Source organism: Antiquaquibacter metalliresistens, assembly GCF_029211225.1.
In the GTDB taxonomy this organism is placed as follows: Bacteria; Actinomycetota; Actinomycetes; order Actinomycetales; family Microbacteriaceae; genus Rhodoglobus; species Rhodoglobus metalliresistens.
The window spans coordinates 40,572-64,945 of sequence record NZ_JARGEM010000003.1 but is presented as its reverse complement, the minus strand read 5'-3'; the positions used below and the strand labels follow the sequence as shown (position 1 = coordinate 64,945).

Here is a 24,374-nt window from a genome sequence, read left to right as displayed (position 1 = left end):
GTCCTTGAACTCCCGAGTCTGTGCGGGATGTCCCGAGTCTGTGCAGGATGTCAGGAGTCTGTGCGGGATATCCCGAATCCGTGCGGGCATGCGCCGACCGGAGATACGCAGCGCGGGCCGACAGACAACAGGGCAGCGATCAGCGCGCGATCGTCCAGTTGCGGCGCTTGATGAGCACGTGGCCGCGCTTGGTGGTGACGCGGGTCCACGGCCCGGACTCGTAGATCGACACCGTGTCGCCCTCGTGCAGAAAGCCGAGGCTCAGGGCGGCGAAGGCGGCGCCGGCCGGCACGTGCGGCATCCCGTCGATCGGTCGGCCCCACACCTCCGTGCGCACGCGATGCACGATCTGCTCCCCCGCGCCATCCGGCACGGCCGAAGCGACCTCGTCGATGCCCGCCTTCGCGGCCGCGTCGAGCACGTTCCACTCGATCGTCGGCAGCGGGTGCCAGCCGCCACGCGGCGGTGAGATCGAGGTCCAGGTGACGGTGTTGACCTCCATGGGCAGGCGCACGACCACCGGTTCGCCGACATCCGCCGTGGATGCCTCGAGCAACCCCTCCACGCGCGCCAGCAGTGACCGCACCGGCACTACGGCGTCGAAGTCCTCTGGGCTCGTCAGCGCGAAGGTGCGCAGCCCGAGCACGGTCGGGGACTCGTCGAGCAGTCCCGCCGGCAGCAGCACCGGCACGTAGACGGCGAGCACGCCGGAACCGGCGATCAGGCGCACCGACCCGTCTTCGACGCGCATCGCGCGCCCGAGGAACACGTGCAGATCCCCGAGCGCGAGGGAGTCGACGAGAGTGAAGGTGCGGCTCATAGGTCTCCTAAACTACAGGGCATGGCCGACCCCTTGTCCGAGATGCTGGCATCCCTCAACCTCACCGACACCGGCGCCCGCACGCGCGAGGACATCTTCACCGGTCACAGTCAGCCGATGCCCAGCGGCCGCGTCTTCGGCGGTCAGGTGATGGCGCAGGCACTCGTCGCCGCGCAGCGCACCATCAGCCCCGAACGGCACGCGCACTCCATGCACGGCTACTTCCTGCGACCCGGCGACCTCGAACTGCCGATCACGTTCTCCGTGGACCGCATCCATGACGGCCGCTCGTTCTCCACCCGTCGCACGCAGGCCTACCAGGCCGGCCTGCCGATCCTCTCGATGATCGCCTCGTTCCAAGACGACGACCCCGGTCTCGACCACCAGGTCGAGATGCCGCGCGACGTGCCCGACCCCGAGACCCTGCCGAGCACCGCCGACGCTCTCGCCGGTGTCGAGCACCCGGTGGCTCGGGCGTGGGCGATGGAGCGTTCGTTCGACGTGCGGCACGTGCCATCCCCGATCTACCTGACGGTGGAGGGCGAGCGCACCGAAACCCAGGCGGTGTGGATGAAGACGGTCGGCCCCATGCCGGACGACCGCAACCTGCACCAGGCCGCCCTCGTCTATGCAAGCGACTTCAGCATCCAAGAGTCGGTGCTGCGGCGGCACGGGGTGCCGTGGGCCACGCCCGGGCTCAAGGTCGCGAGCCTCGACCACGCGATGTGGCTGCACCGCCCCGGACGAGTGGATGACTGGCTGCTCTATGTGCAGGAGTCGCCCACCGCTGTCGGCGGCCGCGGTCTCGGCCAGGGCCGCATCTATACGCGCGACGGCGTGCTGATCGCGAGCGTCGCACAGGAGATCACCGTGCGGGTGCCCGGCTTCTAGGCGCCGCGGCTACCCCCGCTTGCGGAAGGCGATCGGCGCCTCCAGGTATGGCTCCCAGAGCGCGCGCAACTCGCTGTCGAGGCGTCGCGGCAGGCCCGTGTCCGCGTCGACGAGCACGAGCGTCGTGAGCGCGCGCGCATAGGTGACCTCGGGCTGCACCCCGGCCGGGGACTTCACCTCGTAGCAGATGTCGATGCTGGCGCCCCCGAGGTGCCCGAGCCACAGCTCGATGCGAAGCGGATCGCGCAGGTACGGCACGGGACGCAGGTACTCGATCTGCTGCCCGCCGATGAGGGTCCAGATCTGCGCGCTCGGACTCGCCGGCAGGGCCGCGATCGGCGACTGCCCGGAGCCGCCCTCGTCGAGGATGAACGCGCGGATACGCGCCTCTTCGAGCAGTCGGAACATCGTGGCGTTGTTCACGTGTCCGTAGGCGTCCTGGTCGCCCCAACGCAGGGGCATGGGGATGGTGAGTCGAGTCATCGCAGACGAGGCTATACCGGCTCGAGCCTCACGATGTGTCGACCGCCTGCGAACTCCGCCGCGACGCCGCCGCCCGACAGGCGGTACCCAACGGGGGCCGCATATCGAGCCACCATCGAGGGGGGCACCGCGATCTCGTGCGCGACGGCGCCGCCATCGCGCTGCCACGACGACTCCACCGGTCCCGCTGCGCTCTCGTGGCGCGCGCGAGCCCAGTCGAGCCCGTCGAGGTACAGGGGTGCGACGGTGAGCACGCCGTCGCGGACGGCCTCGCGCGCGTCGAGACCGGCAACCGACTCGAACAGGAACTCCCCGACCGCGCCGAGCGCGCAGTGATTGAAGGAGTTCATCTCGGCCGTCGACATCGTGCCGTCCGCGGCGATGCCGTCCCACTTCTCCCAGACGGTGGTGGCCCCCATCGCCACCATGTGCTTCCAACTCGGCATCTCCTCGCGCAGCAGCAACCCGGCGGCGAGGTCGGCATGGCCGTTGCGTGCGAGGGCGGGGATGATGTGCTCGACACCATGGATGCCCGTGGTCACGTGGCCCAGTTCCCGCACCTTTTCGGCCAACCGCGCCACGGCCCGTGCTCTGAGGTCGCCCCGCAGCACGTCGTAGCCGATCGCCTGGGCGTACACGGTCTGCGTGTCGCCCTCGATGCGTCCCCGGGCGTCGACGAAGGCCGCGGCATAGGCCGCCCTCACCTCGTCGGCGCGTGCGCTGTAGCGCGCGGCATCCTCGTGGCGCCCCAGCCGTCGCGCGATGTCGGCGAACTGGTCGAGCGACCGGATGGTGTGCGCGGTGGCGACGACGCGCTTCGAGCTCGTCGAGCGGGCACCCGTGTAGGCGTATCCGGGGTGCGGCGGTTCGTTCGGATCCTCCGGCAGCGAGAGCCAATCGGAGAAGTCGGCACCGACCCGTTCGGTACGGATGCCACTCGGGTTCGCATCATCGACCCACTTCAGATAGCGAGCGATGTGGTCGTAGTGCTCCTCGGCCGTCGCGAGGTCTCCGTAGCGCTGCGCTGCGAGGTGCACGAGCCGCACGTACCCGTCCGCCCACCCCGGCGCACCCTCGCGAAACGTCCCGGGCGGCACGGGCGGCACGTAGGAGAGGATGGCGCCGTCCTCGGTCTGCGAGTCCGCCGCGTCCCTGGTGAACTTCGCGACGAAGGCGGCGATGTCGAAGTGGTAGGCCGCCGACTGTGCGATGACCCCCGCGTCGCCGAGCCAGCCGAGACGCTCGTCGCGTTGGGGACAGTCGGTGATCACCTCGATGAAGTTGTCTCGAACGGTCCACTCGACGAGGCTCGCGACTGAGGTGAGTGCCGCATCCGAGCACTCGAACGACCCGACCGCGCGCTGCCCACCGCCCACCGCGATGGCGGTGACACGCACGTCGTCCGGCACTTCGAGCGCGAGATAGGGCTCCTTGGGCGCGATGCCCCACACCTCGGCGAACCGGAAGCCGTGGAGGGTGTGGCGCGGTTCGAGCACGTGCATCGCATCGTCCCCGGTCGTGTAGCGATCCTCCTGGAACGCACCGCGCAGGTTGTCGCGCCACACGAGGTCGTCTGGAGTGAGGATCTCGCCGTGACGCACGATCACGTCGGCCTTCGGCAACGTGCGACTGCGCACCCGCGTCCACCCGACCATGTTCTGACCGAAGTCGTAGACCGCGGGACCGCGGGCGTGGGCCCGCACCAGGGTGCCCTCGATCTCGCGGTACGTCGTGACCGGATCGTGCGGTTGCGGCGTGACGGCGACGTCCAGGTCCGCGCGCTCAGTCACGTTGCGCCAGGCGAGATCGTCGAAGCCGGGGGCATCCCACCCCGGCTGCGCCTGCCGGAGGTCCTGCGTCTCGCCGACGAGCATGTCGGTCGCGACGATCGCACCGTAGGAGTAGCGCCACTGGGCATCCGTGGCCGCGACCACTGCACCGTCGGCCTCGAGTTGCAGGCGCAGCGCCGGCTGCTCGCCGTAGAACGCGGGCTCCCGTTGCAGACCGAGGCGTCCGGCGTACCAGCCTTTCGCGAGTTCGACCGCGACGACGTTCTCGCCCAGGCGCAGGGCACTCGCGACGTCGAACGTCTGGTGCAGCACTCGGTAGCGATAGTCCGTCCACCCCGGGCGAAAGAGGGCGTCGTGGGTGATCGGTACACCGTTGATCCACAGCCGGTAGATCCCCAGTGCCGTCGCGTAGAGGCGCGCCGCGGTGGGGAGTGCATCGAGCTCGAAGCGCTGACGCAGCAGCGGCGCAGGATCCCAGGTCTCCCGCCGGAATTCGAGCAGCGGCGCCGAGACCCATGTCGCGCTCCAGTCCGACTCGTCCTCGAGGCCGACCTCGAAGCGGGCGACCTCACTGCGGAACGCCGTGCCGTCGACCGCGTACGCGGTGACCTGCCAGTAGCGCACGTCTCGCGAGCGCAGTTCGAGTCCGCCGTATCGAACGCTCGACGACTGCACTCCGGACACCGACCACACCGGATCGTCGTCGAGCTTCTCGGCCGTCTCGCCGACGCGAACGTCGACCCCTCGTGCACGATCGAGCGCGAACTCACCCGAGATGCTCCACGACAGCATCACACCTCGATGTGCCGGGATGCCGAGCGGCTGTCTGCGGTGCGACGCGGCCAGCGCGATCTCGACTGTGCTCTCAGTTGTGCTGGACACCGGTTCTCCTTCGAATCTCGGCACTCATCCGATAAGTTGACGCAAACTGCGCGATTTCACGAGTATAGGGGAGCAAATTCTGGCAACATATATGACATGCGTGATGAAGCGATGGCGGCGCTCGCCGATCGATCGGTCTCACGGATCGCGCTCGGAGGTGCTCGCTGGTCGATCGCCGAACCGTACTCCCTCGAGCGGGTGTGCGAGATCATCGACTTCGCCTGCGGCGAGGGCACCGCCACCTATCTCGACACCGCACGCGCCTACACCGCGGTTGCTGAAGAGGCCCACAACGAAACGATCATCGCACGCGCTCTCGACCGCCTGGGCCTCCGCGACGGAGTGATCGTCGGCACGAAGGGCGGACACTTCCGCGGCCCCGACGGCTGGGGCATCGATGCCAGCCCCGACGCCCTGCGCCGAGACTGCGAGGCGAGCTTGCGTGCACTCGGTGTCGACGCGATAGACCTGTACTTTCTGCACCATCCCGATCCCCAGGTGCCGATCGCGGAGAGCGTGGGAGCCCTCGCGCAACTGCGCGACGACGGAGCCGTGCGCGCGATCGGGGTGTGCAACGTGACGATCGAGCAGTTGGGCGCCGCTCGCGACGAGAGCTCCATCGACGCGGTGCAGAACCCGTTCTCCCCCTACGGCGGCGATCGCGCCGTACTCGAGTTGTGCACCGCCGAGTCCATACCGTTCCTGGCCTACTCCCCCCTCGGCGGCGCCCGACGCCCTGCGCCGCTGATCGACATCTCTGCCACCGCACGACGCATCGCGACCGAGCGCGGCGAGAGCATCGAGACCGTGATGCTCGCGTGGCTGCTCGCGCAATCCCCCACCCTCATCGCCCTGACGGGTGCCAGCAGACCCCAGAGCCTCGCATCCTCGATGCGGGCAGCACGGCTGAAACTCGCCGCCGACGACGTGGCGGCGATCGAGCACGACCTGAACGAAAGCGTGACCACGACATGATTCGCGACCTCCCCGGACTGGACATCACTCGATTCGAAGGCTGGCTGCGCGAGCATCACCCGCACCTGCTCACCGACGAGCCGCTCACCGCGACCCTGATCACGGGAGGGCTGAGCAACCTGAGCTACGCCATCCACGGGGGCGCGCGCGCATACGTGCTGCGTCGTCCGCCGCTCGGGCACGTGCTCGCCTCCGCTCACGACATGGGACGCGAATACCGTGTGATGTCGGCGATCGGCGGCAGCGGCATCCCCGTACCGCGCACCAGACTGCTCCACCACGACGACGATGGCGCGGCCGGCGTCGGTACCGAGTTCTACCTGATGGATCTCGTCGAGGGATCGACGCTGCGGTCCCCCGCGGAGACGTCGGAGTACAGCCCTCGTGAGCTCAGGATGCTCGGCCCGGAACTCGTGGGGGTGCTCGCGGACATCCACGACCTCGACTGGCGGGCGCGCGGCCTCGGCGAGTTCGGTCGTCCCGACGGGTTTCTCGAACGTCAGGTCTCCCGCTGGCGGCGTCAACTGGATCAGTCACGCAGCCGCGACCTCCCCGCCCTCGATGCACTGTTCGAACGCGTTTCGACCGGGATACCCGAGACGACCTCGGTCTCGATCGTGCATGGCGACTACCGTCTCGACAACACCCTCATCGCACGCACACCCGCCCGGCCGGTGGTGACTGCCGTGCTCGACTGGGAGATGTCGACCATCGGCGACTCCCTGACCGACCTCGGCCTGCTCGGCGTCTACTGGCACCTCCATGACGTCCCCGGCGCGGCCGAGTCGCCGCTGGCTTCGGCGATCAGACCGGGTGGCGGCTTCAGCAGCTTCCCGGAGCTGGTCGATATCTACGCCCGGTGCCGGGCCAGACGAGTACCCGACCTCTCGTGGTACCTCGCGTTCGCGAGCTTCAAACTCGCCGTCGTGCTCGAGGGCATCCACTACCGCCACACCCGAGGTCAGACCGTGGGTACCGGCTTCGACACGATCGGAGGTCTCGTGCCCGGACTCGCCGAGCGCGGCCTCAACTCCCTGATGAAACGGAAGGCCTGACGATGCACTTCGGATACGACGCCACGACGACCCGCCTGATCGGCGAGGTGCAGCGATTCCTCGACGAGGAGGTGTACCCGGCCGAGCCCGTGCTCGAGGAGCAACTGCGAGCGAACCCCGAACGATGGAGTTTTCAGCCGATCGTCGGCGAGCTGCAGCGCAGTGCACGCGACCGCGGCCTCTGGAACCTGTTCCACCCGGGCGACGGTGGCGCTGGACTCAGCAACTTGCAGTACGCACCGCTCGCCGAGTTGAGCGGGCGCAGCCTCAAGCTCGCTCCGATCGCCATGAACTGCGCAGCACCCGACACCGGCAACATGGCCGCGCTCGACGAGTTCGGCACCGAAGAGCAGAAGCGCCAGTGGCTCGAGCCGCTGCTCGACGGGCGCATCCGTTCCGCGTTCTGCATGACCGAGCCCGAGGTGGCCTCGTCCGACGCCACCAACATCCAGACCAGCATCCGCCGCGACGGCGACCACTACGTCATCAACGGTCGCAAGTGGTGGACGACGGGGGCGATGAGTCCGGATGCAGCGATCTTCATCGTCATGGGCAAGACCGACCCCGAGGCGCACCGCCATCGCCAACAGAGCCAAGTGCTCGTCCCACGGGACACCCCCGGAGTCACCGTCGTGCGTCCCCTCAGCGTCTTCGGCTACGACGACCGTGACCACGGCGGGCATGCCGAAGTGCTCTTCGAAGACGTGCGAGTGCCGGTGTCGAACCGCCTCGCCGGCGAGGGCGACGGCTTCGCGATCGCCCAGGCGCGGCTCGGACCGGGCCGCATCCACCACTGCATGCGCGCCCTCGGGTCCGCCGAGCGCGCCCTGGATCTGATGGGCGAGCGGGCCATGTCGCGCGCCACGTTCGGCCGCGCTCTCGGCGACCACGGCGTCGTGCGGGAGTGGCTCGCCGAGTCGCGCATCGCGATTGAGGCCAACCGGCTGCTCGTGCTCAAGGCCGCGTGGCTCATGGACACGCAGGGCAACAAGGCGGCGCACTCCGCGATCCAGGCCATCAAGATCTCGGTGCCTCGCGCGGTGCAGTCGATCATGGACCGCGCCATCCAGCTCTTCGGGGCCGCCGGCGTGTCCTCGGACTTCCCGCTCGCGGAGATGTTCGCCTCCATCCGCACGATGCGGATCATCGACGGTCCGGACGAGGTGCATCTCTCCGCATACGGCAAGGCTCAGTTGCGGCGATAGCAGCGCACAGCACGATGGGGCCCGGTCACCGACCGGGCCCCATCTGCTGTACTACGAGTGACTACTCGCCCTCGGCGTACGCGGCATCCATCGCCGCGAGCACGTCCTCCGGGCTGGCCTGGCCGCCGATCATCAGCTGCACCTGCTCCATGAGCACCGTCGCGACCTTCGGGTTCGGCCACAGCTGATCGTTGTACGGATGGATCTTGCCGGCATCGACGTAGCCGATGATCTCGGTCAGCGCATCCGGAACCGTGTACGCGTCGCTCACGATCGAGGGCAGTGCGCCCTGCAGGTCCGCGATCTGAGCCATGGTCTCGTCCGAGGCGAGGAAGTCCAGGAACTTCTTCGCCGCGACCGGGTTCTTCGCCGCCGCGTTGATCGCGTAGCCGCCACTGCCTCCGGCGGAGATCCAGGTCTCGTCCGGGTCGTCCGTGGCCGGGATCGCGTGGAACGTGAACGTGGTGCCCTCGGGTGCCGCAGCTCCAACCGCCGCGAACGTCGACGTCACGGAGACCATCGACAGCGCGTTCCCCTTCGCCACCATGTCGACGGCGCCCTCATACGCAGTGCCGAGCGGCGAGTCCTGGAAGCATCCCGCGGCCTGCATCTCCTGCACCTTGTCGAGCACATCGACCCAGGCCGAATCGGAGAAGGTGACGTCGCCGGCACCCTGCTTCTCGTCGAAGTCAGGGTCAACGCCGTACACGAGCGACGCGGACAGCGGGAAGCTCGGGAACTGGTTCTGCCAGCCCGTCTGAGCTCCGTAGGCGTAGGCCACCTTGCCCGCGGCGCGAGCATCGACACAGAAGTCGAGCAGCTCGCTCCACGTCGTCGGCGCGGTGAGACCGGCCTCGTCGAGCGCCGCGTCGTTGTAGATCCCGCCGATCGCCCCAAGGGTGAGCGGGAGGATGTAGCGCTTGCCATCCACCTTCGTGACCGCGTCCATGCCGCTGGGCAGTCGCTCGTTGAGCGCCAGGTCGGAGAGGTCCATGAGGTATCCCTCCGGAACGAGTACCTCCATGGCCGTGGGCGTGCCATTGCCGGGGTAGGCGGTGAACACGTCGGGCGCGGTCCCGGCGGCGAGCTGCGTACGCAGCTGCGTGTGCAGAGCCGCGACTTCGACGAACTCGACCTCGACGGTGATGTCCGGGTTCTGCTTCTCGAACTCCTCGATCGCCGCGGGCAGTGAGGTCTGATAGTTCGGGATGCTCGCCACCGTGAGCACGCCGGCTCCGGTCTCGTTCTCGCTGGGTTCGGTCCCGCCGGTGCTGCAACCGGCGAGCGCGAGCGCGGCAACGAGGCTCATCGCCGCGATACCGTGAATGCGTCGCTGTGTCATTGATACTCCTCTGTATGTGTTTGACATGCGTTTCGGGATGGTGTTGAACGTTGAGGGCTGGCCGACGGCTCGCGATCCTTCGGCCAGCCCTCAACCCTTGAGACCGCTGGCGAAGCCCTTGATGACCGACTTCTGCAGTGCGAAGAAGGCGATCAGGATGGGCGCGACGCCGATGACCAATCCGGCGAAGATGAGCGGCCAATTCGAGACGTACTGATCGACGAACCCCATGATGGCCACGGGAATCGTCTCGTTCGGGGTTCCGCTGAGGTACAGCAGCGGCGTGAGCAGGTCGTTCCAGATCGTGATCGAGTTCAGGATGATGACCGTTCCCGTGATAGGGCGCAGCAGCGGGAAGACGACCCTCCAGAAGCCGTAGCTCACGCTCGCGCCGTCCATCCAGGCGGCTTCTTCGTAGTCCCGAGGGAGGGCGCGAAGGAAGCCGGTGTAGAGGAACACGGAGAAGGGCATCTGCGCCCCGATGTAGAAGATGACCAGCGACCACAGGTTTCCGAGGAGGCCGAGGTCGCGAATCGTGAAGTAGAGCGGGATCATCGCGATCTGAAACGGGAGCAGCAAACCTGCGACGAACAGCCAGAAGGCGATCGTCGACAGCCGGGATGTGACCCGCACCAACGCATACGCCGCGAGAGCGGAGAAGACGACGATGGCGACGATGCTCACGATCGTGACGAAGAGGCTGTTCGCCATTGCCTGCGCGAGACCCGCGGTCGCCCACGCGTCGACGTAGTGCTTGACGGTGACGTTGGTCGTGAACTGGATGGGTGAAGCAGGATCGTTCGCGTCGCGCAGCGAGATGTTCACGAGCACATAGAGCGGGAACGCGAACAACGCCCCGACGGCGATCATGACGATCTCGAGAATGCCGGTGCGCCAGGTATAGCGCTTCAATTGCGCCCCTCCCTCGTGATGAGCGCCCGGTATTGCACGAGCGAGATCGCCGCGACGATGATCAACAGCACGAGTCCGAGCGCGATGGACTTTCCGAAATCGCCGTAGGTGAACGCTTCGCGGAACATCAGGGTCGAGAGCGTGTGCGTCGTACCACCGGGACCGCCGCCGGTGAGGATCCAGACCTGGTCGAAGATCTTGAGAGCGCCGATCATGCTCAGCATGACGTTGATCGTCACGGCCGGCGCCAGCAGCGGAAGCACGATCGACCAGAAGCGACGGAACGGGCCAGCGCCATCGACGGCCGATGCTTCGATGAGTTCCTCGGGCACTCCCTGCAGGCCCGCCAGGAAGATGACCATCGAGTACCCGGAGAACTGCCAGATCAGCACGAAGATGATCGATCCGAGTGCGAGGTTCGGCTCACCCAGCCAGACCTGCTTCAGGTTGCCGAGACCGAGTCCGTCCAGCGCGTTGTTGACGGGGCCCTCGGGAGCGAGCATGTACTGCCACAGGTATCCGATCACCACCGGCGTCATCACGGCCGGGGCGAAGATCAGCACCTTCAGCACATTGCGGCTCTTGATCTTGGAGTTCACGCCGAGCGCCAGTGCGAGGCCGATGATGTTCTGCACGACGGTGAACACGACCGCGATGACGAGCGTGTTGGTCAACGCCTTGAACGATGTCGGGTCGGAGAGTACATCGACGATGTTCTCGAAGCCGACGAACGAGAACGACTTGCTCAGCCCGTTCCAGTCGGTGAACGCATAGGTCGCCCCCTGCGTCGTCGGCACCAGCACCGCGAACAGATAGAAGGCGAGGGCGGGGATCGCGTAGAGCAACGTGCGACGCGACATGGAACTGCCGAGGCCCCTGCGGCGTCGGGTGATGTTCACCCCGTCGGCCGAGCCTGTTCGAGCCATGTTCGTACTCCTCATCGAGTTGACCGCGTACCCGCGGTGTGGGTCATTCCTACCAACTTGTCTGATGGGTGTCAAGAATCGCCTCCGGTTTCTGGGCCATTGGCGCCTAATCCCACCCCAACAGTGATTAGTTGTCAGACTAGTGCGCGTCACTCCCCGCGAACTGTGCGGTATCACCGTGGCCCTCCGGCCCCAAGGCCGAGTAGCCTCCGTCGACCATCAGCTCCGTACCGGTGATGAACGACGAACGTGGACCGCTCAGAAACAGAACGGCATCGGCGACCTCCGACGGCTCCCCCAGCCGCTCGAGGATATGGAACCGGCCCCACTGGGGCTCCCATCGCGCGCGGTCGCCTCCGGCGGCCTTCTCGACCTCCTGGGTCCAGATCCAACCGGGACTCACCGCGTTGACGCGGATGCCCAGCGCACCGAGATCGAGCGCCTGACCACGGGTCAAAGCCAGGATCGCCGCCTTCGTCGCGTTGTAGGTCCAGCGTTGGGGCTGTGCGACGTGGGCGGAGATACTCGCGATGTTGACGACCGTCGAGCCCCGTTGCATCCAGGCGCTCGCCCGCGCCGTGAGCATCGCGGAGGCGATGACGTTGACATCAAGCGACCTCGACCACTCGTATCGCGTGGCGTCGACTCCAGCATTGATGAAGCTCGCAGCGCAGTTGACGACGTGGTCGATCCTCCCCCAGCGGGCACCCACCGCGTCGAGCATTGCGGCGACCTCGTCCTCGGAGGTGATGTCGATCGCGCGTGCATCCAGGTCGCCCGCCTGGCCCGACGTCATACGGTGCACCTGGTCGGCGAGGGCGGCCTCATTCAGGTCGACGAGCACCACCTTCGCCCCTGCCGCGGCGAATGCCTCGGCGGTTGCGGCGCCGATACCAGACGCCGCGCCAGTGACGACCGCGACGCGACCCTCGAGTTCCCGAGCGCTCACCTTGTCTCCCTTCCAGAGGATGGCACCATCACGCCGACCCGGAGCCGCGCAACGCTTCCACTACATTGTCGATCGCACCGCGACGCAGATCGGGCAGCGCCTCGTGCGAGCACCACGCGGCGTGGGGTGCCAGCAACGTGTTCTTGGCGTCGCGCACGGAGTGGGCCGCGGCCAAGGGCTCCTCCTCGAACACGTCGAGGCCGAGCCCCCTCACGAGCCCGGAGTTCACGGCGTCCACGGCGGCCTCGACATCGATGAGCGCGCCGCGTGAGGTGTTGACGATCACGGGATGCCGCTCCAACGAAGCGAGGAAGTCCCTGCCAACGAGGTGGCGCGTCGATTCCATGAGGGGCGCGTGGAGGCTGATGATGTCGGCACGGCGCGCGAGTTCATCGAGCGTGACGCGCTCGTAGTGGTCGCTCGGCGGCGCCGGGTCGACGATGATGATCGTCGCTCCCCACGCCTCGAAGGCTTTGGCGACGAGCTGGCCGATGCGACCGCCGCCGATGAGACCCACGGTGGCACTCGAGAGGCGATTGATGTGCTCGGCGTGCGCTGCAGCATTCCAGATGCCCGCTCGCACCTCGGCGTCGAGCTGCGGCAGGCGCCTCCAGAGCGCAAGGGCCATCGCTACCGCATGCGTGGCCACCTCCTCGGTGCAGTAGTACGGCACGTTCCGAACCGGGATGCCCGCCTCGGCGGCCGCAGCGAGATCGATCATGTCGACTCCGATGCCGATGCGGCTGATGATCCGGCAGGTGCCGCTCGCTGCGGCGATCGCCGCGGCATCGATCGGTGCCCACTGCGTCACGATGGCATCCGGGTGATGCTTCTCCACCTCCCGGAGCACGTCGTCTGCCGTGGTGCAGTCGGCCACCACGACCTCCGCACCCAGGGCTTCGACGAGCCACCCCACCTCGAGTTCGCGGTCTCCGAGGTCGCTATCGGTCAACAGCACTGTTGGTCGGTTCATGACACCCTTCATATAGGTTCGGTGATTCAATGCCTAACATAGGCGAAGTTCGGGGGTCAATCTTGACACTTGTCTGAACTGTGGCTAACTTGATCCCGAACCGAGCGGCGCCGCCGACCGACCGCGGGCGACTGCACCACAATCGGAGCATGACAACACGTTCGCGTTCAGAAGATGGGAAGGGAGGCACCGTGGCCAGGGCTCGACTCAGCAACGCCATCGTGAGTGACTACCTTCGCAAGATCGGTGCCGGCGAGATCGAACCCGGTGCCCCACTGCCACCCGAGTCCGTGCTGTGCGAGTCGTACGGAGTCGGGCGCAGCGTCGTGCGGGAGGCGCTGCAGGCGCTCGACGCCAAGGGGTTCATCGTCGTTCGACAGGGCAGCGTCGCCACCGTCGCTCCGAAGTACCACTGGCACGTCCTCGATCAGGAGTTTCTCGAGGTCACCAACGCCGAAGAGTACTTCTCGTTGCTGCAGGAAGCTCGCGAGCTGCTCGAACCGCGACTGGCCTCCATCGCCGCGACCCGCGCCTCGGATGAAGCCATCGATGAGATGTTCGACATCAACCAGCGGCTCGCCTCCGTCAAGGACTCCCCCGAACAGCACGCGGAACTCGACATCGCGTTTCACGACGCCGTGGCCCGCGCGACCGACAACGCCATCCTGGTCTCCATGCACAGCTCGATCACCGGGTTGGGTCAGCGCACTCGCTCGGCGTCCGCGGCCGTGCCCGGTGCCATCGATCGTGCCGTGATGTGGCACGACCAGATCGTCGACGCCCTGCGCTCACGCGACGCGATCGGCGCATCCGCGGCGATGCACCTGCACCTGCGCCAGGTTCGCGAGGAGCTGGCCCGACTGGACAAGGGCGAGACCGACAAGCCGGGATCGGACGCATGATGTCGTACGAGGTGACCACCATGCCCGTCGGGTCGAGCGTGATCCCCGGTCCTGAGCTGTTCTGGATGAACGCCTTCGAAGAGTGGTTCCCGCTCACGTTCCAATCAGTGCTGATCCGAGGCAACGGCGTGGTTGCACTCGTCAACACCGGGCCGGCGCTCGACCTCGAACCGATGAACTCCGGCTGGGCCGCATTCCTCGGCGAGAAGGCGCGCCTGGCGCGCGGCGAAGGGGAGTTCATCCTCGACCAGTTGGCCGCGCACGGGGTCTCGCCGGACGAGGTGACGCACATCATCCTGAGCCCGCTGCAGCTCTACACGGTCAGCAACGTGCTGGCGTTCGAGAACGCGTCGATCTGCATCGCCAAGCGAGGCTGGGTGCATTTCCACACCACGCACGATCATCCGCACGACAACCGCTCCACGTCGATCCCGGACGAGATCCTCGCGCCCCTCGTCACCACGGCCTGGCCGCGTGTTCGCCTGCTCGAGGACGAGGACGAGATCGCCCCGGGCCTGCGCACCTGGTGGTCGGGCGGTCATCACCGCGCCTCGCTCGTCGTCGAGGTCGACACGGAGATCGGCGTCGTGGCGATCTCCGACAGCTACTTCCACCTTCGCAACGTCACCGAGAACATCCCACTCGGCATCAACGAGAACATGTACGAGATCCTCTCCGCGTACGAGCGTGTTCGCCGCACGGCCGACGTGATCCTTCCGTTGTACGACCCGGAGAACTTCACTCGCTTCCCCGGCGGCCGCGTCAGCGCGGGCACCTAGGGGTTCCACCACGCTGCGACCGGAGGTCCCGGTCGCGATGACGACAGGACAGCAACACATGCAAGCGCTGGGCTTCAACGGGCCATGGGACATGACGATCATGGAGCGCCCCGATCCGATCGCGGGTGAGGGCGAAGTGCTCATCGAGGTCATCGCCACCGGGATCTGCGGCTCTGACGTGCATGGGTACAGCGGTGAGACCGGCCGGCGAACTCGCGGCCAAGTCATGGGGCACGAGACCGTGGGGCGCGTCGCGGTCGGCAGCGCCGAGCTCAGCGCGGGAACGCTCGTGACGGTCAATCCGATCGTCGCCTGTGGCCACTGCGAGTTCTGCCTCGAGGGCGAGACCCAGGTGTGCCCAGACTCCGTCGTCATCGGGGTCGAACCCACGCTCGACGGCAGCTTCGCCGGCCTTATCGCCGTGCCCGCCCGGAACGTCGTCGCCCTCGAGCCAGGCATGCCGGTGCTGCACGGGGCCCTCGTCGAACCGCTCGCCGTCGGCTACCACGCGGTGATGCGCGCCGACCCGAGCCCCGTCGACCGGATGCTCATCATCGGCGGCGGTCCCATCGGCCAGGCCGCAGCCCTCGGCGCGCGGCGCGCGGGTGTTACCGCGATCCTCGTCAGTGAGCCCGTGGAGGCCCGACGGGAGCTGCTCGAACAGCTCGGATTCGCGACCACGTCCCCCGAGCTGCTCGAAACGAGCGTGACCGAGCGTCTCGGTGGCAAGGCGACGGCGGTCGTCGACGCCGTCGGCATCGCGCCCAGCCTTGCGGCAGCACTCCAGCATTCGACGACCCGGGCGCGAGTCGTGCTCGTCGGCATGGGCGCGAAGGAGATGTCCATCGAGCCCTACGGCATCACCGTCGCCGAGCGCGTGGTGATCGGTTCGTACTGCTACTCGGAGGCGCACTTCGCGAGCACTGCGCAGTGGGTGGGCGAGGGACATCCCGAGCTCGATCTGCTCATCGACCGCACGCTCGCACTCGGCGAGGGACCGGACGCGTTCAAGTCGATCGCCGATGGATCCGGTGGCTCGAACAAGACCTTGCTGCTCTCTTCCGTCGCCGAGGTGAACTGATGCGACTCGCTCGAATCGGCCGCCCCGGCCACGAACTGCCCGTCGTGGGCGTCGGCGACCAGCTCTTCGACATCTCCGGCATCACCGCGGACATCGACGGATCGTTCTTCGAGTCCGGTGGTCTTGAACGTGTGCGTGCCGCACTCGCGTCGGGCGCACTCGCCGAGGTGCAGCCGGCCGGCCGCCGGTTCGCGGCGCCGATCGCCCGCCCGAGTGCAGTGATCTGCATCGGCATGAACTACGCCGCCCACGCGGCCGAGTCCGGATCCGCCCCGCCGAGCGCTCCCGTCGTCTTCCTCAAGACCCCCAACACCGTGGTCGGGCCGGATGATGACGTCGCGATCCCACGTGGCAGCCAGAAGACCGACTGGGAGGTCGAACTCGGCGTCGTGATCGCGTCCCGGGTCAGCTACCTCGACTCCCCCGCCCAGGCCGCGAGCCACATCGCCGGGTTTGTCACGGCCAATGACGTTTCGGAGCGGGAGTTTCAACTCGAGGTGTCCGGTGGGCAGTGGAGCAAGGGCAAGTGCGCCGCCGGGTTCAACCCGACCGGGCCGTGGCTCGTGACCCCGGATGAGATCGATCACCGGAACCTTCGCCTGCGCAGCTGGGTGAATGGCGATGTTCGGCAGGACTCCTCGACGGCGGACATGATCTTCGATGTCGACACGATCATCTGGCACCTGAGTCAGTACCTCGTGCTCGAGCCCGGCGATCTCGTACTCACCGGCACGCCCGAAGGAGTCGCGCTCTCCGGTCGATTCCCCTACCTCTCCGCGGGCGATGTGGTCGAGGTGGAGATCGAGGGGCTCGGCAGACAACGCCAGGTGTTCGTGCCCGCCTAACCTCGAAAGCGGATCCTCCATGTCACCGTCGACAGCAAACACCGTCAACCTCACTCCGCTGGTCTTCCTCGAACGTGCGGCGAGGGTGCACCCACAGAAGCCCGCGCTTCGATACGCCGAACGCGAGTACAGCTACGCGCAGTTCGCCGCGGAAGCGCAGCATCTCGGCGGCGCGCTGCATCGTCGTGTTGCACCCGGCGATCGCGTGGCGGTTCTGGCACCCAACATCCCCCAGATGCTGGTCGCGCATTTCGCGGTACCGCTTGCCGGGGCGACCCTCGTCACGATCAACACGCGCCTCTCACGCGACGAGATCGCCAACATCCTGGAGCACTCCGGGGCACGCATCTTCCTCGTCGATGCGGAGTTCGAGAACGTGGCGCGATCTGCCGCGACCGAACTCTCCAACTCGATCACTGTCGTCGTCATCCGCGAGGACGCCGAGGCTGGGCCGGACACGTACGCGGCACTGGTGCGGGAAGGGGAGGCTCTCGACCCCTTGCCGTGGATCGTGAACGACGAGCAGGCGGTGATCGCCATCAACTACACCTCTGGCACGACCGGCAAGCCGAAGGGCGTGATGTACAGCCACCGTGGCGCCTATCTCAACTCCCTCGGTCTCATCCATCACGCCGGCTTCACCGCCGACACGCGTTACCTCTGGACGTTGCCGATGTTCCACTGCAACGGATGGTGCGCGCCCTGGTCGGTGACGGCAGTCGCCGGCCTGCACGTCTGTTTGCGGACCGTGCGGGAGGATGCCGTGTGGTCGGCGATCGACGAGTTCGAGGTGACCCACCTGAGCGGTGCACCCACCGTCCTGAGCATCGTCGCCGACGCTCCCCAAGCCCACCCGGTCGAGGCACTCTCGATGATGACCGGTGGCGCACCGCCCTCCCCGACCACCATCGAGAAGCTCGAGGCGCTCGGTGCCTCGGTCACGCACGCGTACGGCCTCACGGAGGTCTACGGCCCCTACACGACCTGCGAGTACCAAACCGCGTGGAGCGCGCTACCCGCGGGCGAGCGCGCAGCGCGTATGGCCCGACAGGGTGTTCCTATGATCCAGTCCGGCGGCGTACGGATCGTCGACGAGTACATGCACGACGTGCCCGCCGACGGCGAGACGCTCGGCGAGATCGTCATGCGCGGCAACAACGTGATGCTCGGCTACTTCCGCGACGATGCCGCCACCGAGGAGGCGTTCCGGGGAGGCTGGTTCCATTCCGGAGACCTGGGCGTGATGCATCCCGACGGCTATCTCGAGGTGCGAGATCGGTCGAAGGACCTGATCATCTCAGGCGGCGAGAACATCTCCTCCATCGAGGTCGAGAACACCCTCCTCTCCCACGTCGCCGTCGCCGACGCTGCGGTCGTCGCGGTGCCGCACGAGAAGTGGGGGGAACGTCCGGTGGCGTTCGTCGTGCTGCACGCCGAGATCGTCATCGAATCCGCCGAGCTCGAACGGCATGTGCGCTCCCTGCTGGCGGGGTACAAGGTGCCCGACCGGTTCCACCTCGTCGAGGCGCTCCCACGCACCTCGACCGGCAAGGTGATGAAGGTGCAACTGCGGGAACTCGCGGTGCTCGCCGACTGACGGCGGCACCGCGAGCCGGTCCGCGTCAGTCCCGGGTGAGCTTGCGGTAGGCGCTGCGGTGCGGCTTCGCGGCCTCCGGGCCGAGGCGCTCGATCTTGTTCTCCTCGTACGCCTCGAAGTTGCCCTCGAACCAGTGCCAGTTGCTCGGGTTCGCATCCGTGCCCTCCCAGGCCAGGATGTGGGTCGCGATCCGGTCGAGGAACCACCGGTCGTGGGTGATCACCACGGCGCACCCCGGAAACTCGAGCAGGGCGTTCTCGAGGCTGCCGAGCGTCTCGACGTCGAGGTCGTTGGTCGGCTCATCCAGCAGCAGCAGGTTGCCGCCCTGCTTGAGGGTGAGGGCGAGGTTGAGGCGGTTGCGCTCACCACCGGAGAGCACGCCCGCCTTCTTCTGCTGGTCCGGGCCCTTGAAGCCGAACTGGCTGACGTAGGCGCGGGACGGGATCTCGGTCTTGCCGACCGTGATGTAGTCGTGGCCCTCGGAGACCACCTCCCAGAGCGTCTTGTTGGGGTCGATGCCACCACGGCTCTGGTCGACGTAGGAGATCTTGACCGTCTCACCGATCTTCAGCTCGCCGCCGTCGAGCGGCTCGAGGCCGACGATCGTCTTGAACAGCGTGGTCTTGCCGACACCGTTCGGGCCGATGATGCCCACGATGCCGTTGCGCGGCAGGGTGAAGCTCAGGCCGTCGATGAGGACGCGGTCGCCGAAGCCCTTCTTGAGGTTCTTCGCCTCGATCACCTGGGAGCCGAGGCGGGGACCGGCGGGGATCACGATCTCCTCGAAGTCGAGCACCCTCGTCTTCTCGGCCTCGTTCGCCATCTCCTCGTAGCGGGCCAGACGCGCCTTCGACTTGGCCTGGCGGCCCTTCGCGTTGCTGCGCACCCACTCCAGTTCGCCGGCGAGTCGCTTGGCGAGCTTGGCATCCTTCTTGCCCTGCACCTCCAGGCGCTGCGCCTTCTTCTCGAGGTAGGTGGAGTAGTTGCCCTCGTAGGGGTAGAGGTGGCCGCGGTCGACCTCGGCGATCCACTCGGCGACGTGGTCGAGGAAGTACCGGTCGTGGGTGACGGCGAGCACGGCGCCCGGGTACTTAGAGAGGTGCTGCTCGAGCCAGAGCACGCTCTCGGCGTCGAGGTGGTTGGTGGGCTCGTCGAGCAGCAGCAGGTCGGGCTTCTGCAGCAGCAGCTTCGTCAGCGCCACCCGGCGCTTCTCACCACCGGAGAGGTTCTTCACCGGCTCGTCCGGCGGCGGGGTGCGCAGCGCATCCATCGCCTGCTCCAGCTGGGAGTCGAGATCCCAGGCGTCAGCGGCATCGATCTCCTCCTGCAGGGTGCCCATCTCGGCCAGGAGCTTGTCGAAGTCGGCGTCGGGCTCGGCCATCTCGAGGCCGATCGCAGCGTGCCGGTCGACCTTCGCCTTGATCTCGGCGACGCCCTCCTGCACGTTCTCGAGCACCGTCTTCGACTCGTCCAGCTCGGGCTCCTGCATGAGGATGCCCACGGTGTATCCGGGGCTCAGCTTGGCCTCGCCGTTGGAGGGGGTGTCGAGCCCGGCCATGATCTTGAGGATGGTGGACTTACCGGCGCCGTTCGGGCCGACGACTCCGATCTTGGCGCCGGGCAGGAACGACATGGTCACGTCATCGAGGATGACCTTGTCTCCGACCGCTTTTCGGGCGCGGACCATGGAGTAGATGTATTCGGCCATGGGCCCATTCTACGGAGGCGACTACCAGTCGATCGGACGCTGCAACCCGACCAGGCACTTGCCGGTGCCCAGCAGGGGCACCAGGTCGCCCCGGTAGTAGGAGGGGGCGAACTGCCCGATGAGGCACTCGTCGCCGATGCGCACCGAGACGATGATCGAGTCGGCGGCGATGCCGAGCGCAGTGGAGTCGTAGGTGACCTCCATGTCGGCCTTCACGAAACCCGCGTTCACGAGGTTGTCGACGATGGTGCGGCCGTCGGACTTGCCCGCCGCCGCTTGCAGTGCCTGGTTGGTGGCGTCGAAGAACTGCTGGTTCGCCGCCGCAGACGCTCCCGGCCGCAGCACGGGGTTGAGCTCATTGGTCACGCTGGTGGGGCTCGACGACGGGGTCGGCACCGCGGTCGGGGTCGGCGCCGGTGGGCCCTGCACGCAACCGGCGAGCGCGAGCACCGCGACCACGGCCGTGACCGCGAGCGGTGCGCGAGTGCTGGGCATGAGTCCTCCGTCGGCCAGGCGGCCGTCATGAGGATTCTACGGTGAGCCGGTGGTCAGTACGGCAGTGCGGCGACCGGTTCGTCGTACGGAGCGGAACGTTCGGAGGCCACGGCGGACTCCGTCGCCTCGCTCGGCTGGGACTCGGTCTGGCCGGTCGCGGCTTCGGCGGCGGCATCGGCCGCCTTCGCGGTCGAGGCGATGCTGCGGGTGAACTTCGAGGTGCCCCACAGCAGGTCGTGGCCGATCGCATCCGCCTCGATGTCCACGTTGACGCCGGTGCGCTCCCCGCTCTCCCACTCGCGGATGCGCAGACGGCCGGTCACGATCACGCGCTCGCCCTTGAGGAGGGAGCCCGCCGCGTTGATCGCCAACTGCCGGAAGGTGGTGATCGTGTACCAGTTGGTGTCGGCATCGATCCAGCGTTCCTGCGCGCGATCGAAACGCCGTTGCGCGGAGGCGAGCCGGAACGAAGTGATCGGCAGTCCCTCCTTAGTGACGAGGTGGCGCGGTTCGGTGGCCACGATGCCGGTGAGGGTGATGGTGTCGGACATGAGCTGGCTCCCTGGCTGGTCGAGGATCTGCGTGGTCGAAAGGTCGGACCCCGGGTGCGGCACTCGTGCCGGGAAGCCGCCCCGGGATCCGTTCGACCAGTGTGGACAGCACACACGACGACGGCGCCGTCCTCCCCCGGTTCTGGGGAGGAGCGGCGCCGTCGGTGTCGGTTGTGGAGCAGACCTAGTGCTCGCGGAACTCCGGGGTGCGTCGCACTGGGTACCGCGATTCCGATTGGTCTGAATAGCCCAGCCTTTCAACGCTACGTCGAATCTCGCCATCGCGACAGTCGTCACTTGTCACGACTGAACACGGGGTGGCGCACCTGTGAGCCTTTCCATAGGAAACATCACACGAAGAGAAGGGAGATCGCCTTATGGGATCGAGAAAGCAGAAAGCTCTGGCGTCGATCGTGGTTGGCGTCGTGCTTGTCGCAATTCCGGCACTGCCCGCCGCCGCAGACGATGCAGCGGTGAACGGGTGGACCGAGGAAGAACTCGTATCCGCAGCCATGGCACTCGGAGTTGACGAGACATGGGCGCGCGCAGCGTGGGACGCTGGCCTCGTCGAGTCAATACCAGTCACGACTGAACAACAGTACGAGCAGTCGACACGTCAGCCGACGGAGGACGAAGCGGCAACCCTGGAAGCTCAGGGGGAACCTGTGCCTCTCGCAGTAGTCTCGACCTCGCACGACCAGATCTGGTACAACGCGTTCGGCGGTGCACTTACCCGGATCACGATGCACAAGTCATTCAATGCCACTGGCCTGTCTGTCTCCGCGATCAGTGACTACATAACTACGGGTTCGGGATTCGGGTGGTATTTCAACGGCGTGGTCAACGACTGGGACGCCTATTCAACGGAAGGCGGCCGGCCCAACGGTGGTCACACGTCGTACACTATGGGTCTCTTCTGCAATGACATCCCTGCCCCCTCGTGTGTCAACCAGTGGGTTCAGATCAAGGGGCTCTGGAACGGGGTCACGGAGAAGTCCGGTGGATAAGACCTCGCTCAGTAGTCGATGTCGCACCTTGGAGGAAACTCATGACTGAAGGAAACCTGGCCAATCGACGCCCCTGGCTGGTGGGCCTCCTCGTCGCCGCAGCACTCGCGCTGGTCGGCGTACTCGCGTATCTGATCACGATGAACGTCACCACCCTGTTCATTACGGCCGCGGTCGCAGCAGTGGGCTTCATCGTGACCGTCCTATTGAGGCGCCGAGGCGCGTAGCACACACGACGACGGCGCCGTCCTCCCCCGGTTCTGGGGAGGAGCGGCGCCGTCGGTGTCGGTTGTGGAGCAGACCTAGTGCTCGCGGAAATCCGGCCAGTCGGAACCGGCAGGCAACGCGGCGTGGAGCGCGCCCTTGGCCCCGTCGAGCGTGTCGAAGGTGCCGCGGAACGCATCATCGCCGAGCCGCTTGAAGGTGAATCCCTCGCTCGTGCGGTGGATGGATCCGACGGCGCCGTTGGAGCCGAAAGCCACCCAGGTCTGCCCGGTCAGTGTCGTTTCACTCATACCGGCGACGCTACGCCGGGATGCCGCGAGAAGGAACCCCTCGACAGGGAACCTTCAGGCGATCACGACGCGAGCACGTACTTCGCGAACGACTTGCGGATCTTGTTGACCTTGGGCAGCGCCACCGCCATGCAGTAGCCCTGACCCGGGTTCTTCGCGAAGAAGTCCTGGTGGTACTCCTCGGCGCGGTACCACTCTCCGAGCGGCGCGATCTCGGTGACGATGCCGCCATCCCAATACTCCGCGGCACGGTCGCGCGCCGCCTCGAACTGAGCCTTCTGCTCGTCGTCGGCGTAGAACATCGCGGAGCGGTACTGGGTACCGACGTCGTTGCCCTGACGGTTGAGCTGGCGCGGGTCGTGCAGGCTGAAGAACACGTCGAGAATCACGTCGTCGGGGATGACCTCCGGGTCGAACGTGACGGCGACGGCCTCGGCGTGACCGGTGGTGCCGGTGCAGACGGCCTCGTAGGAGGGGTGGACGGTGGTGCCGCCGGTGTAGCCGGAGACGACGTCCTTGACTCCGTCGAGGGTGCGATAGACGGCGTCGAGACACCAGAAACAGCCGCCGGCGAGAACGAAGGTGTGCATGGGGTGAGCCTAACTTTCTACTGGAGGGGATGCGGTGGGGCCACCAAAGAGAACAACCGTTCCACCATCGGTGGCATTCCCTAGGCTGAACCCATGCCCTACGACGCCGCCACCACGCGCTACGACTCCATGACCTACGCCCGCACCGGTCGCAGCGGCCTCAAGCTGCCCCGCATCTCGCTCGGACTCTGGAACAACTTCGGCGCGGACCGACCGCTCGAGACGCAGCGGGCGATCATCCGTCGCGCCTTCGACCTCGGCGTCACGCACATCGATATCGCCAACAACTACGGACCGCCGCCCGGCTCCGCCGAGACCAATTTCGGCACGATCTTCGCGCAAGACCTGGCGCCCTACCGCGACGAGCTCATCGTCTCGAGCAAGGCCGGCTACGACATGTGGTCGGGGCCCTATGGGGAGTGGGGCTCGCGCAAGTACCTGCTGTCCTCCCTGGATGCCAGCCTGAAGCGCACCGGCCTCGAGTACTTCGACATCTTCTATTCGCACCGGCCCGATCCCGACACCCCGATCGAGGAGACGATGGGGGCGCTCGCCTCCGCCGTGCACGCCGGCAAGGCGCTCTACGTGGGCATCTCCAACTACAACCCCGAGCAGACGCGCGCGGCGTTCGCGGCCCTGGCCGAGCACAAGGTGCCCCTCACCATCCACCAGCCCCGCTACAACATGTTCGACCGGCACATCGAAGACGGACTCTTCCCCGTGCTCGACGAGCTCGGCATCGGCAGCATCGTGTTCTCGCCGCTCGCCCAGGGCATGCTGACGAATCGGTATCTCACGGGCATCCCCGCGGACTCGCGTGCCGCGGAGGGACGCTGGATCGACGCGCGCAACATCACGGACGAGTACCTCGACCGAGCGCGCGGGCTCACGGCGATCGCCGAGGCGCGGGGACAGAGCCTTGCGCAGCTCGCGCTGAGCTGGGTGCTGCGCATTCCCGAGGTCACGAGTGCGCTCATCGGTGCCTCGAGCGTGGCCCAGCTGGAGAACAACCTCGCCGCCCTCGACTCCCCCGCCCTGACAGCCGAGGAGATCGCGGCGATCGAGCCGTTCGCGGTGCACGGCACCGGCATGCGCCGCTGA

General features: G+C 66.9%; 25 protein-coding genes. 12 read left to right on the top strand and 13 right to left on the bottom strand.

Annotated elements, in window-relative coordinates; genetic code table 11:
- Window positions 1–139: 139 nt before the first annotated feature.
- Window positions 140–820 (bottom strand): DUF8185 domain-containing protein, encoded by a 681-nt coding sequence (locus PYV02_RS05875; protein ID WP_275757131.1) that lies wholly within the window; start codon window positions 818–820, stop codon window positions 140–142.
- Window positions 821–841: 21 nt separating this feature from the next.
- Between PYV02_RS05875 and PYV02_RS05870 the strand changes: the two genes are divergently transcribed.
- A complete protein-coding gene (locus PYV02_RS05870) occupies window positions 842–1,711 on the top strand; it encodes an acyl-CoA thioesterase (protein ID WP_275757129.1) in 870 nt (289 codons plus the stop codon).
- Window positions 1,712–1,720: 9 nt separating this feature from the next.
- Here the strand turns inward: PYV02_RS05870 and PYV02_RS05865 are convergent, their stop codons facing one another.
- Together PYV02_RS05865 and PYV02_RS05860 are read right to left on the bottom strand one after the other, a co-directional pair.
- Complete coding sequence (locus PYV02_RS05865) at window positions 1,721–2,194, bottom strand: acyl-CoA thioesterase (protein WP_275757127.1); 474 nt, start codon at window positions 2,192–2,194, stop codon at window positions 1,721–1,723.
- A gap of 11 nt (window positions 2,195–2,205) precedes the next feature.
- Window positions 2,206–4,866 (bottom strand): alpha-L-rhamnosidase, encoded by a 2,661-nt coding sequence (locus tag PYV02_RS05860; RefSeq protein ID WP_275757125.1) that lies wholly within the window; start codon window positions 4,864–4,866, stop codon window positions 2,206–2,208.
- Between the two features lie 96 nt (window positions 4,867–4,962).
- On the opposite strand from PYV02_RS05860, the gene PYV02_RS05855 reads away from it, so the two are divergent.
- Genes PYV02_RS05855 through PYV02_RS05845 form a run of 3 tightly spaced genes read left to right on the top strand, consistent with a single transcriptional unit; the run spans window position 4,963 to window position 8,101 of the window.
- Complete coding sequence (locus tag PYV02_RS05855; RefSeq protein WP_275757123.1) at window positions 4,963–5,841, top strand: aldo/keto reductase; 879 nt, start codon at window positions 4,963–4,965, stop codon at window positions 5,839–5,841.
- Window positions 5,838–6,896 (top strand): phosphotransferase family protein, encoded by a 1,059-nt coding sequence (locus PYV02_RS05850; RefSeq protein WP_275757121.1) that lies wholly within the window; start codon window positions 5,838–5,840, stop codon window positions 6,894–6,896. The genes PYV02_RS05855 and PYV02_RS05850 overlap by 4 nt, the downstream gene beginning before the upstream one ends.
- Before the next feature lie 2 nt (window positions 6,897–6,898).
- The gene (locus PYV02_RS05845; protein WP_275757119.1) at window positions 6,899–8,101 is read left to right on the top strand and encodes an acyl-CoA dehydrogenase family protein; all 1,203 of its coding nucleotides are present in this window, start codon (window positions 6,899–6,901) and stop codon (window positions 8,099–8,101) included.
- A gap of 61 nt (window positions 8,102–8,162) precedes the next feature.
- Here the strand turns inward: PYV02_RS05845 and PYV02_RS05840 are convergent, their stop codons facing one another.
- The 5 genes from PYV02_RS05840 to PYV02_RS05820 form a co-directional block, all read right to left on the bottom strand.
- Window positions 8,163–9,443 (bottom strand): ABC transporter substrate-binding protein, encoded by a 1,281-nt coding sequence (locus PYV02_RS05840; protein ID WP_275757117.1) that lies wholly within the window; start codon window positions 9,441–9,443, stop codon window positions 8,163–8,165.
- A gap of 90 nt (window positions 9,444–9,533) precedes the next feature.
- Window positions 9,534–10,355, bottom strand: a complete 822-nt coding sequence (locus PYV02_RS05835; RefSeq protein WP_275757114.1) for a carbohydrate ABC transporter permease — start codon at window positions 10,353–10,355, stop codon at window positions 9,534–9,536.
- On the bottom strand, window positions 10,352–11,281 hold the full coding sequence (locus tag PYV02_RS05830; RefSeq protein WP_275757112.1) for a carbohydrate ABC transporter permease: 930 nt from the start codon (window positions 11,279–11,281) through the stop codon (window positions 10,352–10,354). The genes PYV02_RS05835 and PYV02_RS05830 overlap by 4 nt, the downstream gene beginning before the upstream one ends.
- 139 nt (window positions 11,282–11,420) lie before the next feature.
- A complete protein-coding gene (locus PYV02_RS05825) occupies window positions 11,421–12,230 on the bottom strand; it encodes an SDR family oxidoreductase (RefSeq protein ID WP_275757110.1) in 810 nt (269 codons plus the stop codon).
- A 28-nt stretch (window positions 12,231–12,258) separates the two neighbouring features.
- Entirely contained in the window at window positions 12,259–13,203 is a 945-nt protein-coding gene (locus tag PYV02_RS05820; RefSeq protein WP_275757108.1) for a C-terminal binding protein, read from the bottom strand.
- A gap of 191 nt (window positions 13,204–13,394) precedes the next feature.
- Here PYV02_RS05820 and PYV02_RS05815 point away from each other — a divergent pair, with 191 nt between their 5' ends.
- The 5 genes from PYV02_RS05815 to PYV02_RS05795 are packed head-to-tail and all read left to right on the top strand — an operon-like array spanning window position 13,395 to window position 18,407.
- Window positions 13,395–14,105 (top strand): FadR/GntR family transcriptional regulator, encoded by a 711-nt coding sequence (locus tag PYV02_RS05815; RefSeq protein WP_275757106.1) that lies wholly within the window; start codon window positions 13,395–13,397, stop codon window positions 14,103–14,105.
- Window positions 14,102–14,884 (top strand): MBL fold metallo-hydrolase, encoded by a 783-nt coding sequence (locus tag PYV02_RS05810; RefSeq protein WP_275757104.1) that lies wholly within the window; start codon window positions 14,102–14,104, stop codon window positions 14,882–14,884. Before PYV02_RS05815 ends, PYV02_RS05810 begins: the two co-directional genes overlap by 4 nt.
- A 58-nt stretch (window positions 14,885–14,942) precedes the next feature.
- Entirely contained in the window at window positions 14,943–15,965 is a 1,023-nt protein-coding gene (locus PYV02_RS05805) for a zinc-dependent alcohol dehydrogenase (protein ID WP_275757101.1), read from the top strand.
- Window positions 15,965–16,810, top strand: a complete 846-nt coding sequence (locus PYV02_RS05800) for a fumarylacetoacetate hydrolase family protein (RefSeq protein ID WP_275757099.1) — start codon at window positions 15,965–15,967, stop codon at window positions 16,808–16,810. The genes PYV02_RS05805 and PYV02_RS05800 overlap by 1 nt, the downstream gene beginning before the upstream one ends.
- 19 nt (window positions 16,811–16,829) lie before the next feature.
- Window positions 16,830–18,407: an AMP-binding protein gene (locus PYV02_RS05795; protein WP_275757097.1), complete on the top strand. Its 1,578-nt coding sequence runs from the start codon at window positions 16,830–16,832 to the stop codon at window positions 18,405–18,407.
- Between the two features lie 25 nt (window positions 18,408–18,432).
- On the opposite strand, the gene ettA is transcribed toward PYV02_RS05795, so the two are convergent.
- Genes ettA through PYV02_RS05780 form a run of 3 tightly spaced genes read right to left on the bottom strand, consistent with a single transcriptional unit; the run spans window position 18,433 to window position 21,161 of the window.
- Window positions 18,433–20,115 (bottom strand): energy-dependent translational throttle protein EttA, encoded by a 1,683-nt coding sequence (gene ettA / locus PYV02_RS05790; protein ID WP_275757095.1) that lies wholly within the window; start codon window positions 20,113–20,115, stop codon window positions 18,433–18,435.
- 21 nt (window positions 20,116–20,136) lie between these two features.
- Window positions 20,137–20,610 carry a DUF6993 domain-containing protein gene (locus PYV02_RS05785; RefSeq protein WP_275757093.1) on the bottom strand — a complete coding sequence of 158 codons (474 nt, stop codon included), beginning with the start codon at window positions 20,608–20,610 and terminating at the stop codon, window positions 20,137–20,139.
- 53 nt (window positions 20,611–20,663) lie between these two features.
- Window positions 20,664–21,161, bottom strand: a complete 498-nt coding sequence (locus tag PYV02_RS05780; RefSeq protein WP_275757091.1) for a single-stranded DNA-binding protein — start codon at window positions 21,159–21,161, stop codon at window positions 20,664–20,666.
- 377 nt (window positions 21,162–21,538) lie between these two features.
- Between PYV02_RS05780 and PYV02_RS05775 the strand changes: the two genes are divergently transcribed.
- Window positions 21,539–22,168, top strand: a complete 630-nt coding sequence (locus PYV02_RS05775) for a hypothetical protein (protein ID WP_275757089.1) — start codon at window positions 21,539–21,541, stop codon at window positions 22,166–22,168.
- Between the two features lie 41 nt (window positions 22,169–22,209).
- On the top strand, window positions 22,210–22,395 hold the full coding sequence (locus PYV02_RS05770) for a hypothetical protein (protein ID WP_275757087.1): 186 nt from the start codon (window positions 22,210–22,212) through the stop codon (window positions 22,393–22,395).
- Between the two features lie 75 nt (window positions 22,396–22,470).
- Here PYV02_RS05770 and PYV02_RS05765 read toward each other — a convergent pair whose 3' ends face one another.
- Both PYV02_RS05765 and msrA read right to left on the bottom strand, forming a co-directional pair.
- Complete coding sequence (locus PYV02_RS05765; protein ID WP_275757085.1) at window positions 22,471–22,683, bottom strand: methyltransferase; 213 nt, start codon at window positions 22,681–22,683, stop codon at window positions 22,471–22,473.
- 62 nt (window positions 22,684–22,745) lie between these two features.
- Window positions 22,746–23,273 (bottom strand): peptide-methionine (S)-S-oxide reductase MsrA, encoded by a 528-nt coding sequence (gene msrA / locus PYV02_RS05760; RefSeq protein ID WP_275757083.1) that lies wholly within the window; start codon window positions 23,271–23,273, stop codon window positions 22,746–22,748.
- A 93-nt stretch (window positions 23,274–23,366) separates the two neighbouring features.
- Here msrA and PYV02_RS05755 point away from each other — a divergent pair, with 93 nt between their 5' ends.
- Window positions 23,367–24,374, top strand: a complete 1,008-nt coding sequence (locus PYV02_RS05755) for an aldo/keto reductase (RefSeq protein ID WP_275757082.1) — start codon at window positions 23,367–23,369, stop codon at window positions 24,372–24,374.